This is a genomic window from Propionigenium maris DSM 9537 (assembly GCF_027925155.1).
Classification (GTDB): Bacteria; Fusobacteriota; Fusobacteriia; order Fusobacteriales; family Fusobacteriaceae; genus Propionigenium; species Propionigenium maris.
Genome location: NZ_BSDY01000044.1, coordinates 1 through 14566, shown reverse-complemented (window position 1 = coordinate 14566; position 14566 = coordinate 1). Strand labels below are relative to the sequence as shown.

The following is a 14566-nucleotide window of genomic DNA, read 5'->3' as shown; positions in this document are numbered from 1 at the left end:
CGTGATTATACACCTAATTATTGGTTGCGAATTGATTAAAAAATCATTTCGTCTTTCTGACTTATCTTCTCTATTTAATTGCTAATGTCCTTTGACTCGTTCGCTTCAGTTTCCCTCGCGGACAAGAAGTATAATATCACTATTACAGCCTCCCGTCAACACTTTTTTTAATTTTTTATTATAAAAACTAAAAGGAAGCAGCCCTTCCCCTAAGAATTATAAGACATTACCCTTTGGATACCCTTTATAAACCTTGGAATTCCACTTCCTTTTCTAAGTTTTCTTACTATAGACCTTCCACGGCTGCACTCTCCTTTGCAGATTCAGCTCCCACTACATTTTTCTCATAGTCTTCTAAACACTCCTCTACCTTCTTAGATAGAAGGAATATTCCTATTAGGTTAACTATGGTCATCAGCCCTATTCCAAAATCTGCCAGAGACCAGATAAAGAAGTTTTGCTGCATCCCTCCCTGAAACAGCATTATCAGCATAAGAACCTTAAATCCCTTCTGAAATATCTCCCTTTCAGATAAAAATACTATATTATTCTTAGCGTAGAACATTATTCCCAGTACCGTACTGAAGGAGAATAGGAAGAGCATAATAGCTATAAAGGTAACTCCCCAGTCTCCTACATGGTATCTGAACGACTCCTGAAGAAACTCCATTCCCATAAGATTTGTTTTGTCTATATCTGCCAGAAGCATTACCAGAGCTGTGGCAGTACATATTAGAATAGTATCCACAAATACTCCCAGTGCCTGGAGCAGCCCCTGGGTAGCTGGGTGATCTACATCTGCAGAGGCTGCTGCACAAGGTGCACTTCCGCTTCCTGCCTCATTGGAGAAGAGTCCTCTCTTTACCCCGTTCATAACTACAGCTCCCAGAGTTCCCCCAACTGCCTGCTTGAATCCCAGTGCCTGAGAGATTATGTCTGAGATAAGTCCTGGTATTAGGGTAATGTTTTTAACTACTATGAAAAGTACCACCAGAAGGTAGAATGCTGACATAAGAGGAACCAGCTTGGACAGCAGGGGAGATATCTTGTCTCCTCTTCCAAAGATAACTATACCTGTTAACAGGATCACCACAATTGTTACGACAAGTTCATCTGCCCCAAAGGCCACTCTGAAGGACTCAGTTACAGAGTTGGAAACAACCTGCATCACTCCAGCCCAGCATATGAGAGCTGATATTACGAATAGTACTCCCAGCCACTTCTGCCCCAAGCCCTTGCTAAGGAAAAATGCCGGTCCTCCTACAAACTTACCTTCCTTATTCCTTTCCCTGTAGATGATAGCCAGCGTGGTCTCTGCAAAGGCAGATGCAGAACCAATTATCGCCATGAGCCACATCCAGAAGATAGATCCGGCTCCCCCCACTGAAACAGCAGCCACTACTCCCACAAGGTTTCCTGCTCCCACTCTCGATGCCGTACTGATGCAAAATGCCTGAAAGGAGGTTACTCCATTTTTCCTCTGATTATTTCCTTTTGTAAGAAGCTTAACCATCTCCTTAAATAACCTCAGCTGAACAAACTTAGTCTTCAAACTGAAAAACAAACCCGCTCCAATAAGCAGCCATACCAACAAGTTTTGACCCCATAAGATTCCATTTACAACCTCTACAATATTCTTCAACATCTATCCTCTCCCTATACTTTAAACATCCAATAAAAAAAGCCCAAGGTCTGCACCTCGAGCTCTTTCAATGAGAAAGAAGTTCAATCAGGATACAGACCAACCATCAAAAGTAGATCTGTATCTATACCATCATATGGCATAGTCCAGATCTGACTTATAATAATAGTAGTAATAGTAGTTAGTCCTAAACATCCTTCTTCCTCCCTTGATTTAAAAATAAAAAAAGCCTGTAGGTGGGTACCTACAGGCTAAAATAACATCCCTTGATACAAATCCATCCTACTAAAATTTTATAGTAACACAAAATGGATTTGTATAATTTCTTAAATTGCTTAAGAATTAATTCAAATCCTGGTTTCTATAATAATAGTAGTATGAAGTTGTCACAAAGTTTTTATTATTCATCTTTGCTTCCTCCGAAATTTTATTGCTAAGATGATAACATTTTTTCCGATTTTAATCAAGGGTCCTTCCCATTAAAATTTCAATTACTAAAGGTAAGAATAAGCCTTCTCCTCCTATACCAAGTCAAACCAACCATATAACCTTGCCTTCTTTATATAAAAAAAGGCATCAGTATAAACCGATGCCCATAAAATTTATTACTTGTTAGATATAGAATCTACACCTGGAAGAACCTTTCCTTCTAGGTACTCAAGAGATGCTCCTCCACCAGTTGAGATGTGAGTGAACTTATCAGCGAATCCAAGGTCGATAGCTGCAGTAGCAGAATCTCCTCCTCCGATGATTGTAGTTGCTCCCTCAAGGTTAGCGATAGCTTCACAAACTCCTATAGTTCCTTTTGCGAAGTTAGCCATCTCAAATACACCCATTGGTCCATTCCATACTACAGTCTTTGCTCCCTCAAGAGTCTTAGCGAATAGCTCGGTTGAAGCTGCTCCGATATCTAGACCCATCTCATCTTCAGCGATGTCAGCCACTGCTACAGTTCTGTGCTCAGCATCTGCTGCGAACTCCTTAGCTGCTACTGTGTCTATTGGAAGAACAAGCTTGTCTCCAGCCTTCTCCATAAGCTCCTTAGCAAGCTCTATTCTGTCCTCTTCACATAGAGATTTACCGATGTTAAGTCCCTTTGCCTTAAGGAAAGTAAACATCATTCCTCCACCAACGATGATCTTGTCAGCCTTTGGAATAAGGTTTTCGATTACAGCGATCTTGTCTGAAACCTTAGCTCCTCCAAGGATAGCTACAAGTGGTCTCTCAGGTGCATCTACTGCTCCACCGATGAACTTGATCTCCTTCTCCATAAGGAAACCAGCTGCTGATTCCTCGATGTTTGAAGCGATTCCTACGTTTGAAGCGTGAGCTCTGTGAGCAGTTCCAAATGCATCGTTAACGAATACATCTCCAAGGGATGCCCAGTACTTTCCTAGGTCAGCATCGTTCTTAGATTCCTTCTTACCGTCGATGTCTTCAAATCTAGTGTTTTCAAACATCATGATCTCTCCGTCCTTAAGTTCAGCTACTGCTGCCTCTAGCTCTGCTCCTCTAGTCGCTGCTACAAACTTAACTTCCTTTCCAAGAACTTCAGCAAGTCTTGCTGCCACCGGTGCCAGTGATTTACCAGCCTTATCCTCTTCAGTCTTTACTCTTCCAAGGTGAGAGAATGCAATTACTCTTCCTCCCTGCTCAAGAACGTGCTTGATCGAAGGTACTGCCGCTACGATTCTATTGTCGTTCGTGATCTTTCCGTCCTTCATTGGTACGTTAAAATCTACTCTCATTAATACTTTTTTTCCTGCTACTTGTATATCAGTTAACATCTTCTTTGCCATTTTAAGTTTCCTCCTAAAATTTTGGTTATATGTCTTCAAAAAAAGCGGAAACCGAAGTTTCCGCTATTTATTTTTATTTAGTTAATAAGTCTTTGAGTAAATTAATTACTTAGAGATCTCAACGAACTTCTTACAAGTTCTTACAAGCTGAGCTGTGTAAGACATCTCGTTGTCGTACCAAGTAAGCATCTTAACTAACTGCTTTCCGTCTACTTCCATTACTTTTGTACACTGAGCATCGAACCAAGAACCGAAGTGAGTTCCGATACAGTCAGATGATACGATTGGGTCCTCAGTATATCCAAGAGTTTCGTTTGCTGCTGCTTTCATAGCTGCGTTTACTTCTTCTACTGTTACTTTCTTATTTAGCTCTACAACTAGGTCTACACAAGAACCAGTTACAGTTGGAACTCTTACTGCTCCACCGTCAAGCTTTCCAAGAAGCTCAGGAAGTACCTTTCCTACTGCTACAGCTGCACCAGTTGAAGTTGGAACCATGTTAGCCGCTCCAGCTCTTCCTCTTCTAGCGTGGATGTTCTTAGCGTGAGGTGCGTCTAGGATATTCTGATCGTTAGTGTATGCGTGGATAGTAGTCATGAATCCTTTAGCGATTCCGAAGTTATCGTTAAGAACCTTTGCTACTGGCGCAAGACAGTTAGTTGTACAAGAAGCTCCAGAGATGATTGTCTCAGATCCGTCTAGAATTTCATCGTTTACGTTGAATACGATAGTCTTAAGGTCTCCTGAAGCTGGTGCAGAGATTACTACTTTCTTTGCTCCTGCATCGATGTGTGCCTGTGACTTTTCTGCTGATACGTAGAATCCAGTACACTCAAGTACTACGTCAACGTCAAGCTCTCCCCAAGGAAGGTTCTTAGCGTCTCTTTCAGCAAATATTTTAAGCTCTTTTCCGTCTACAACGATTCCGTTCTCAGTGTGAGAGATTGAATTCTCCTTGTATCTTCCTTGAGCTGTATCATACTTTAGTAGGTATGCTAGTGTTTCTGAATCTGTAAGGTCGTTGATAGCAACGATATCAAACTCTGGTGAATCAAACATTAATCTAAAAGCTAGTCTTCCAATTCTTCCGAATCCATTAATTGCAACTTTAACTGCCATTGGTAAATCCTCCTTGAAATATCTAAATAAAATATCGTGTGTCTACACATTATGTTGTTTACATTTTTAAATTTAATTATGGTCATGGTGTCAGACTACGTATTATTTGTGTACTCTTTTAAACCACTTTCCACACTCTAACTATAACCTAATTTAAGGGGTTTGTCAATTAACCAGACAGGCCTAAATTTACACTTATTTTGGGTAAAAAATCAACCATTTTAATTATTTCAATATTTTTAACATATCCTCTGGTAAGCTAACCTCTACTATTTCTTGCTTTTCAGTGTCAGGGTTAGTAAATTCTAGCTTATAGGAATGAAGAAGCTGTCTCTCTGCCCTTTCATCCCATCCTCCATAAAGTTCATCTCCCACAATTGGGTGTCCAATAGACTCCATGTGAGCTCTTATCTGGTGTGTTCTTCCTGTGAATAACTCAAGTTCTATTAACGTAATATTCTTATCTGGATACCTCTTGAGAACCTTCACTGCTGTTTTGGCTTCCTGACCTCCGTCTTCTACCTCTATAACCCTTCTTCTCAGTTCATCCCCTACTCTTCCAAGGGGCTTGTCGATGATAAACTCATCCTCTTCAACTATCCCGTGTACCACTGCCTGATAGTGTTTTCTAAGGGTTGCCCTCTCCTGAAGATAGGCCTGGGTATAACCATTCTTGGCCACCACAATTATTCCCGTTGTATTCATATCCAACCTGTTAAAGAACCTTGGAGCCAGGATCTTTCCGGTTTTCTCCTGCATGTAGTGGATCACCCCATGAGCCAGGGTTTTATCCACCTTTTTCAAGGTAGGGTGAACTATTATAAAGGGTTCCTTATCTATGAGGATGAGGTTGTTGTCCTCATACACTACCTTTAAATCCATCTCTATAGGGAGCAGGTTTGTCCCCTTCTCCCTTTCCTTTACCGACAATCTATTTAACTTTCTGATCTTCTTAGAGGATTTTACCCTCTTTCCGTTCATATATATCTCTAAATTTCTGATACTTCTTCCTGAGTACCCCTTTACCTCAGTCAGGTATTTGGATATCTTGTATCCGCTGTATTCAGGTTCCACAATAAACTTTTTCATTTCTACCTCCGCTTTCATCTCAAATTGAGCCCTATAAAGTATTTTAACATAATTTTTTTTCTAAATATCCAGAAAATTTTTATAATCTCGAAGTTCAGAAGCGATTTAGCCTTTAGCTCAGAAAAAGACCTTCTCCACCTTTAGTTTTTTTTACCTCTGGAGAGGAAACCTTTAATAGTTTCACTCCATCAAAAGCCAAAAAACAAAAAAAGCCCGCCACAAAGGGCGCGCTCTTTGTCTCTCTATAACTTTCCCTGTAATCTCAGGTTATCAAAGACCTGTTTGGCATAGAGAGTCTTCAGATCTACAGTTATACCATCAACCTCATCTATATCTATCCAATGACATGTCAGGTGCTCCCCCTCGTCCAGTTCAAGGTCCAGGGGCTTCTTGTTGTCATCGTGAAGCTTTGCTATATAAATATAGAGCCCCTCAGTTGTATATCCTGGCGAAAGGATGAGAGGCTTCCTGCTCTCATAGAGAAGCTCAAAGTCCTCTCTGTGGTATCCCGTCTCCTCTCTGATCTCCCTTATGAGGGTAGATTCCGCCGTCTCCCCCTCCTCTATTATTCCCGCTGGTATCTCCAGAAGTTCCCCTGATATTCCAGGTCTGTACTGCTTTACAAGGAGGGTTTTATCCATTGCCTCATTGAGTATCATAACCCCTATAGCATTTGGCTTCTTTATATACTCCAGATCTATATCTGTAACCGGATGCTTCTCCACCTTTATCTTTAAAAATCTTAGATCACTCAGTTTCATATCCCATCTCCTTCCACTTATCTATTCCTCCAGCCATATGATACAGCTCCTCAAAATCTAAATCTTCCATCATATTTATAGCCTTTAAGCTTCCCACACCTACCTTACAGTAAACCAGACAGGGTTTATCCTTTAGAAGTTCATCCGCTTCCTCCTCAAAGTCATACTCTCCGAAGAATATATTTATCGCCCCTGGGAGCTTCTCCCTCTCCCAGTCCTCCCTCAGTCTTACATCCAGAACCGTAAGATTTCCAGCCTCTATAAGCTTCCTGGCCTCCTCTACCCCTATATCTCTATACAAATCTATCTACCTCCAAATCAATCGGTCTCCCCGATCCCTTGAAATCTCAAATCAACATACTAAATCAATTATACTCCAATCCCTTCTCCACTTCAAACTTCTTAAAAGATAAAAGGGCCGCCTAGTAAGCAGGCGACCCCTTCCATCATCTATTTACTTCATCTGCAAATCTTTCAAAGGCCTGCTGCCCCGCCTTATCTCTCTTGAATACTCCTGCATGCTCGAGAACTTTGGAAAACTTCCTTCCCACCTCCTCCTGAAGATGGTCGGGAACATTCGCCCGGGTGATCTCAAACCTTTCCCTCATTTCTCTGCACCACTGAAGGTGCTTCTCCACTCTCTCATCCTCCTGGATCCTCTTCTCCCAATCCTCCTCTGGAAGATACTCTTGAAGAATATTCAGTTCCTCCTTGAGTCTTCCTGGAAGCACAGCCAGACCCATTACCTCTATAAGTCCAATATTCTCCTTCTTGATGTGGTGTACCTCCTCGTGGGGATGGAAGAGTCCCATAGGATGCTCAGGAGTGGTTCTGTTGTTTCTCAGAACCAGGTCCAGCTCATACCTCTCTCCCTTTCTTCTGGCTATGGGAGTTATTGTATTGTGGGGTTCCTCACCTGTAATGGCATAGATCTCCGCTTCTGGATCCGAGTACCCCCTCCAGGCTTTGAGTATCCTATCTCCCAGCTCGGTGAGCTTTCTTCTGTTTGGATGATTTATCCTTATCACAGACATTGGCCACCTGACTATTCCAGCCTCTACATCCTCAAACCCATTGAAAACCAGGTTCCTCTCCACTGCTGCTACCTCCATGGGAAACTCATGTCTTCCCCCTTGGAAGTGGTCGTGGCTCAGGATGGATCCTCCTACTATTGGAAGGTCTGCATTGGAGCCGCAGAAGTAGTGGGGGACCTTCTCTGTGAACTCCAGGAGCTTATCAAATGTGTCCCTGTTTATACTCATGGGCTCATGCTTTCCTGAGAATATAATTGAGTGCTCATTGTAGTATACATAAGGAGAGTATTGAAGATACCACTCCCTTCCCTGAAGTTCCATGGGAAGCACCCTGTGGTTCTGCCTTCCTGGGTGGTTTAACCTTCCCCTGTAACCGGAGTTCTCCTTGCATAGAAGACATCTCGGGTATGAGCTTGCAGGAATATTTTTAGCCGCTGCTATGGCCTTGGGGTCCTTTTCGGGCTTGGAGAGGTTTATGGTTATCTCCAGCCTTCCATACTCAGTTTCGCTGTACCAGTGCATGTTCTTTGCTATCCTGTCCATCCTTATGTAGTTGGTTGCCTGGGAGAGGTTATAGTAGTAATCTGTAGCGCTTTCCAAAGATATCTTCTTCCGCCTCTCAAACTCCCTTACAAGAGTGGAGGTTGAGGGGGTCAGAACTCCCATTATCTTGGAGTCTAGAAGATCTCTGTAGGTAACGGTATTCTCCTCCAGTACCCCTAGTTCTTTATTCTCCGCTGCATAATCCAGGATGTTATTGAGGATCTCACTTGGCAGCTTCAGCTCCCTGTCCTCTGCTCCTATCCTCTCTATCTCAGCCTCTGAGATGGTAAATCCATCCAGATTTAATGCCTCTATAACCCTATTGGTTGCCTCCACCTTATCCAGCTTATCTATAAGACCCCTTCTTATTCCGTGCTGTATCAGCCTCTCTATCTCATAGTTAATATTCATCCTTCCCCCTGCCTATCTCCTCTAATCTATCTCAGCTCTCTGGCTCCGTCCCCTATATTGGCCACATAGAAATCCGCATTCAGTCCCGTTTTTTCCCTGTATTCCGTTCCCACTCTCTCTATGAAGTCAGCTACCATATCCCTCCTTACAATGCTAACTGTACAACCCCCGAAACCGGCTCCAGTCATCCTGGATCCTACAGTTCCCTCGTGCTTCCAGGCCGCTTCCACAAGGGTATCCAGCTCTCTGCCAGTCACCTCATAGTCATCCCTGAGAGATACATGGGATTCATTCATGAGTTTCCCAAACTTCTCCACATCTCCATTTTTGAGGGCTTCCACAGCCTTAAGGGTTCTCTGGTTCTCATACACTGCATGTTTTGCTCTTCTTGTATCCGTTTCATTCCCAATAACTTCCTTATTACTCTCAAACTCCTCTATACTCAGCTCTCCCAGAGCCCCTATCTCTATCTTTTCCTGAAGCTTCTCTAGGGCCCTCTCACACTCTCCCCTTCTCTCGTTGTACTTGGAGTCCGCCAGCCCCCTCCTCTTGTTGGTATTGGCTATTACAACCACTTCATCCTCAAGCTTCAGCTCAGAGTATGTGTATTCAAGGGTGTTGCAGTCTAGGAGGATGGCATTGTTCCTTCTTCCCATCCCTATGGCAAACTGATCCATTATCCCGCAGTTCACTCCGATAAACTCATTTTCTGCTCTCTGACTCATCTTTACTGCATCTATCATGGTATTTTCCAGCTCAAATAACTCCTTTAATATAACTGAGGTCACCACCTCTATGGAAGCGGAAGACGAAAGTCCTGCCCCGTTGGGAATATTCCCCCCGTAGACCACCTCAAAACCATTCTCTATGGAGTATCCGCTTCTCCTAAATATATCCAGCACTCCCTTTGGGTAGTTTGCCCAGTCGTGCTCCCTTTTATTTATGAGCTCATCCACTGAAAACTCCATAACTCCCAGATCCTCAAAGTTTACCGAGTATAGTTTTACTATCCTATCCTCTCTTCTTCTTGCCACTGCATATGTTCCAAAATCCAGTGCGCACGGGAATACATTTCCTCCATTGTAGTCTGTATGCTCCCCTATGAGGTTAACCCTTCCAGGGGCAAAGAACTCCCTTGCTCCCTCTGTACTTCCAAACCTTTCTCCAAATACCCTCTTTAAGCTCTCTATCATATTTCTCTCTCCTTCAATTCTTACTTTAACCATTACCTTCCCTTAATCCATCTCTATGGCTCCGCTAAACATCTTCCTGTATACAACTGCTGCTGCCCCCATGGAAGCTCCATCCTCCTTCAGTTCACTGGCCTTTATCTCCAGCCTCTTGGCGGAGTTGTACATGCTGTACTTCTGAATAGCCAGCTTCACTACCGGGTAGAGGATCTCCTTACATCTGTTTACTTCGCCGTTTATAACAAGGAGCTCAGGATTTATTATATTCACAACACTCCCCAGGGCTTTTCCCAGCTTTTCTCCCATAAATTCCAGGATCTGGATGGAGTAGTAGTCTCCGTTGTTGGCTCCCTCGCATATATCGCCAAAGACCAGATCCCTGTCCTTTATCTCGTTGAGGTAGCTCCTTATCTCCTCTGCCTCCATCTCCTCTCTGACCTTGTTCAGGATATTTTCCGTGGATACCTCTGCTTCCAGACAGCCCTTCTTTCCGCAGGAGCAGAATCTTTTACCATTTTCATTTACCCTCAGGTGACCTACCTCTCCTGCAGAGTAGCTGCCCCCCCGAAATACCCTGTTATTGATGACTATCCCTGCTCCTATTCCCTCTCCTATATTCAGCATAACGAAGGAGGGTTTTCCCTGGGCTGCTCCATACTCCATCTCAGCCACAGCCATCATCCTCACGTCATTATCTATAAAGACAGGAAGGTTGTACCTCTCCTCCAGGTATCTCTTTAGAGGTACATCCCTCCACCTGTAGTGTGGAGAGAAGAGGGATATTCCTTCCTCGCTGTCTACCAGTCCGTTCAGGGCAACCCCTATCCCCATTATCTTTGTACCCTCAGCCTTGCTCAGCACGCTGTCTATTACTTCAAAACTCTCCTCCAGGATACCCTCCTGGTTCTTGCTTCTTATCTTCTTGGACTCCCTCCACAGGACCTCCCAGTGAAGGTTCATGAGGACTCCCGTTATCTTTTTAGGGCCGTAGCAGATCCCTGCTATATATCCCTTTTCAGGGTTTAACTCCAGCATAATGGGTGGTCTTCCCCCTATGGAATCTCCCTTCTCCGTCTCTATAAGGTACCCCCTGTCGATGAGTTTCTTGGTTATCTTGGTTACCCCTGCAGGGGTAATCTCTATCATCTTAGCCAGATCCTTTCTGGCTACCTTCTTCTCCTCACTTACTATCTTAAGTATCTTGAAGATATTCTTATCCTTTAAAGGTTTCACTTATCCCGTCCTCCTAATCTGTAAAAAACCTGTATTTAGTCCACGCCTTATAGGGTTTCGAGGGTTCTGCATATCTTACCTCACCCAGCTCCTGGTTGGGAGCATCTGGGTAGTCCTGGGTTTCCAGGCATATTCCCATATACTTCCTGGATTCTGCTCCACAGCTGAGTCTTCCCTCATCTCCCAGAAAGTTTCCTGTGTAGACTACAACAACTGCTTCGCTGGTCTCTACCTCTACACCTCTTCCGCTCTCTTCCTCTCTGAGATGGATCTCCCTTCCATCCTTCTTATTCAGTATAAATGGGTGGTCAAATCCTTCCCCAACTATCTCTATATCTGAATTCTTGGAGGTATCTAAGCCCCTTAGACTCCCTCCCTCTCTCCTGTCAAAAATGCTTCCCTCTACATCCTTCTTCAAACCAGTGGGAATGCTCTCCCCGTTTAGCTCCACAAAGGTGTCTGCATCTATGTATAGCTCATGTCCCAGCACGTTATCCCTACCACCAGTAAGGTTAAAATAGGTATGGTTGGTAGGATTCACGAAGGTTTTTCTGTCTGTTTCCCCCAGGTACTCTATGGACAACTCTCCTCCTGAAAGCAGGTACCTTACCCTGAAGGTAACCTCTCCGGGGAAGCCCTCCTCCAGGTGTTCACTTGTGTAGCTGAGCTCTATCCCCTCAGCTACCTTTCCGTCTACTTCTATACATATCTCCTCTACATCCCATATCTGCTTATCTAGTCCCCTTACTCCCCCGTGGAGGGTATTGGATCCGCTGTTTAAAGGAAGCTTGTACCTTCTCCCGTCTATCTCAAGCTCTCCTCCGGCTATCCTTCCGGCAACCCTTCCAGTTATGCAACCAAAGTGGGGAGACCGTTCCTCATAATCCTCTATATTGTCGTAACCCAGTACTATATTTTTCCTTATCCCCTTCCTGTCCCCCTGGAGTATCTCAGTTATGATTCCTCCATAGTTAAGAATACTTACCTCTATCTCATCACCCCTAAGGGTGTATTTTACTACTTCTCTTCCATCCTTTAACTTACCAAAATTAGACCTTGTTATCATCTGTCCCCTCCTTATTATAAAGACTACTCCATCCCCCCTCTTTTTACAATTCTCTTATTCAACTTCCCCCTCCTCTTTTCCATATATTTTTTACATTTTTTTTAATATTTAATTCCCCTCAGGAAATCAGGAGGTCTTCCCCTCTAACTTTGTTAACTAAATTAATTAAGTTCAGCTTTTAATTCTTGATAAATAAAAAAAGGTAAAGACGGGGATCTTCACCTTTTGGGGAGTTTTTTTATTTTTTACAGCTATTACTTATCCTTTTACCTGTTCTCATGTCCTCTGTCCATATTCTCAAGATCTCTGTGGAACTCTGAGTATACTTCCATATTGCCTTCTGTTCTCTCTCTGGAGATCATCGACTGATCCTCAGAACTTACACTCTGAACTACCTGAAGCTCCTGACTCTCTCTTCTCTCAAAATCTCTTCCATATGATAATCCACCAATTACAAGCATTCCTATTAACAACATTTTTTTCATTTCTCTCATCTCCCTAAAACAATTCAAAATTCGATAATCATTCACTGTACCTTTAATTTAGTACTTTTCACTTTTCTTTGCTTCCGATCTGTTATTTTATGTGCTTATTATATGGATTTTTTCCTCGCTCTGGTACGTCACCTGACACCAAAATTTAATAATTAATTTCTAGAAATTAAATTCGCTTTTTAAGCTTTATTAATAATGATTTTTAGTTGTCTTAAACTTTTTAATTTTTTTATTTTTTGTTCATTGCTCTACTCCTTTCCTTCTATAATAAGGATAAACTCTAAACCTTATCCTATTCTTTTATATTCCTTAAAATTTACTGTGAGTTCAAAAAACATCACCTATATAAAATAAGGGTGCCCTGTATCCTGATAATCCCTTGGAGCATTCATTGTTTAAAGGTAAGGGATTTATAAATTTCTATTCTTTACTTAACAATAAAAAAAAGAGAGGCTCAGCCTCTCTTTTTAACTAACTTTTATTCTCCCTCTTCCAGCGCCCACTCCCAAGGCTTTTCCCTTATGAGCTTGTCTGCAAAAGGTATAAAGATGGATATGATGGCAAAGATAGCCAGAAGCTGCTGATACCATAGAAGTGGCATCAACTGAAGTGGTGATACAGCTCCCTGGGTAAACCCAAGAAGGATAAGCATCTGGGCTCCATATGGTATCATTCCCTGTCCCACACATGAGAATATATCCAGAAGTGCTGCACTCCTTCTAGGGTCAACTCTGTACTTCTCACACATCTTCTTAGCTATTGGACCATTGATAATGATGGCCACTGTATTGTTTGCCACTGCTGCGTCAGTAAGGGCTACAAGGGCACCTATACCTATCTGAGCAGATTTCTCTCCCTTTACATTCTTCTGTATCTTCTCCAGAAGCCACTGTACTCCCCCGGCTTTGGTTACCATAGCTGCAAGTCCTCCAGTAAGAAGGGACAGCAGGAAGATCTCATTCATATTGGTGAATCCTCCATAGATTTCCTTACACAGTCCAAGAAGAGTAAAGTCTCCGTAGGCCATTCCTATAACACCAGAGAGAAGTACTCCCCCTGTAAGAACCACAAATACATTGATTCCAACCAGGGACAGCCCAAGTACAAATATATATGGAATAACCTTTATAAGGGTGTAGTCATATGACTGAACCTCTGGTATTACCTCTGGTCTCCCCATAACCAGAAGTAGTAGCAGTGTCAGTGCCGCTGCTGGAGCTGCTATAAAGACATTTACCTTAAACTTATCCCTCATCTCAACACCCTGAGTTCTCGTAGCTGCTATTGTGGTATCCGATATAACCGATAGGTTATCCCCAAACATGGATCCTCCCATTACTGCTGCAAGTACTAGTGGCAGTGACAGTCCTCCCTTATCAGCCAGCCCCACTGCAATTGGAGCTACTGCAACTATAGATCCCACTGAGGTTCCTGTAGCTGTAGCGATAAAGGCTGCTATCATAAATAGTCCCGGTGCGATATACTGTGCCGGTATGTAGGTCAGTCCTAGGTTTACAGTGGAATCAACTCCCCCCATGGATTTTGATACCCCTGCAAAGGCTCCTGCCAGAAGGTAGATGATACACATTATTATTATATCCTGGTTACCGCATCCCTTTACAAATGTGTCAAACTTCTCTCCTATACTCCCCTTGAATAGGATGAAAGCAACAACTATTCCTGCAAAGACCGCTACCGGTGCTGGGAACTGATAGAATGCCAGCTCCACTCCTCTAGACTGAAGGATCAATCCGCTCCCCAAGTATAGCCCAACAAAGACTAAAAACGGAATCAGACCCTTAAAACTTCCCCTTATATTTTTTCCATATTCCATAACTCTCCCCCTTTTAAAAAACCTCTCCACGTGTGTGGAGAGGTCACTAAAATTAAACTAACTTAGCTAATCCCTCTTTAAGATCCTCTATGATATCCTCTGCGTTCTCAAGCCCCACTGAGATTCTAACAAGTCCGTCAGCTATTCCTGCAGCCAGTCTCTCCTCCCTTGTATATGGAGAGTGAGTCATAGATGCTGGGTGCTGAATAAGTGTCTCAGTGTCCCCAAGGCTTACTGCTAATGTACAAAGCTCTAAGCTGTTTAATAGAGTCTTTCCTGCCTCTATTCCACCCTTAACTTCAAAGGCCATGATTCCACCAAAGCCGTTCATCTGCTCTTTTGCAATCTCAT

General features: G+C 43.0%; 13 protein-coding genes. All 13 read right to left on the bottom strand.

The window, feature by feature from the left end:
* Positions 1-286: 286 nt before the first annotated feature.
* Entirely contained in the window at positions 287-1645 is a 1359-nt protein-coding gene (locus QMG11_RS19520; RefSeq protein WP_281838051.1) for an alanine/glycine:cation symporter family protein, read from the bottom strand.
* A 602-nt stretch (positions 1646-2247) separates the two neighbouring features.
* Complete coding sequence (locus tag QMG11_RS19515; protein WP_281838048.1) at positions 2248-3441, bottom strand: phosphoglycerate kinase; 1194 nt, start codon at positions 3439-3441, stop codon at positions 2248-2250.
* Between the two features lie 105 nt (positions 3442-3546).
* Positions 3547-4560, bottom strand: a complete 1014-nt coding sequence (gene gap, locus QMG11_RS19510) for a type I glyceraldehyde-3-phosphate dehydrogenase (RefSeq protein ID WP_281838046.1) — start codon at positions 4558-4560, stop codon at positions 3547-3549.
* A gap of 225 nt (positions 4561-4785) precedes the next feature.
* The gene (locus tag QMG11_RS19505) at positions 4786-5649 is read right to left on the bottom strand and encodes an RluA family pseudouridine synthase (RefSeq protein ID WP_281838044.1); all 864 of its coding nucleotides are present in this window, start codon (positions 5647-5649) and stop codon (positions 4786-4788) included.
* 242 nt (positions 5650-5891) lie between these two features.
* A complete protein-coding gene (locus QMG11_RS19500; protein ID WP_281838042.1) occupies positions 5892-6410 on the bottom strand; it encodes an NUDIX hydrolase in 519 nt (172 codons plus the stop codon).
* Positions 6397-6711, bottom strand: coding sequence for a rhodanese-like domain-containing protein (locus QMG11_RS19495; RefSeq protein ID WP_281838040.1), 315 nt, complete (start codon positions 6709-6711; stop codon positions 6397-6399). Before QMG11_RS19495 ends, QMG11_RS19500 begins: the two co-directional genes overlap by 14 nt.
* Before the next feature lie 145 nt (positions 6712-6856).
* On the bottom strand, positions 6857-8398 hold the full coding sequence (gene galT, locus QMG11_RS19490) for a UDP-glucose--hexose-1-phosphate uridylyltransferase (protein WP_281838038.1): 1542 nt from the start codon (positions 8396-8398) through the stop codon (positions 6857-6859).
* Positions 8399-8424: 26 nt separating this feature from the next.
* Positions 8425-9591, bottom strand: a complete 1167-nt coding sequence (locus QMG11_RS19485) for a galactokinase (RefSeq protein WP_281838037.1) — start codon at positions 9589-9591, stop codon at positions 8425-8427.
* A gap of 42 nt (positions 9592-9633) precedes the next feature.
* Positions 9634-10821 (bottom strand): ROK family transcriptional regulator, encoded by a 1188-nt coding sequence (locus tag QMG11_RS19480; RefSeq protein ID WP_281838035.1) that lies wholly within the window; start codon positions 10819-10821, stop codon positions 9634-9636.
* Positions 10822-10834: 13 nt separating this feature from the next.
* Positions 10835-11887 carry an aldose epimerase family protein gene (locus QMG11_RS19475; RefSeq protein WP_281838034.1) on the bottom strand — a complete coding sequence of 351 codons (1053 nt, stop codon included), beginning with the start codon at positions 11885-11887 and terminating at the stop codon, positions 10835-10837.
* A gap of 266 nt (positions 11888-12153) precedes the next feature.
* Entirely contained in the window at positions 12154-12372 is a 219-nt protein-coding gene (locus QMG11_RS19470; protein WP_281838033.1) for a hypothetical protein, read from the bottom strand.
* A gap of 487 nt (positions 12373-12859) precedes the next feature.
* Complete coding sequence (locus QMG11_RS19465; RefSeq protein ID WP_281838032.1) at positions 12860-14215, bottom strand: Na+/H+ antiporter NhaC family protein; 1356 nt, start codon at positions 14213-14215, stop codon at positions 12860-12862.
* A gap of 52 nt (positions 14216-14267) precedes the next feature.
* A partial coding sequence (locus QMG11_RS19460) for a PLP-dependent transferase (RefSeq protein ID WP_281838031.1) occupies positions 14268-14566 on the bottom strand: 299 nt, incomplete at its 5' end.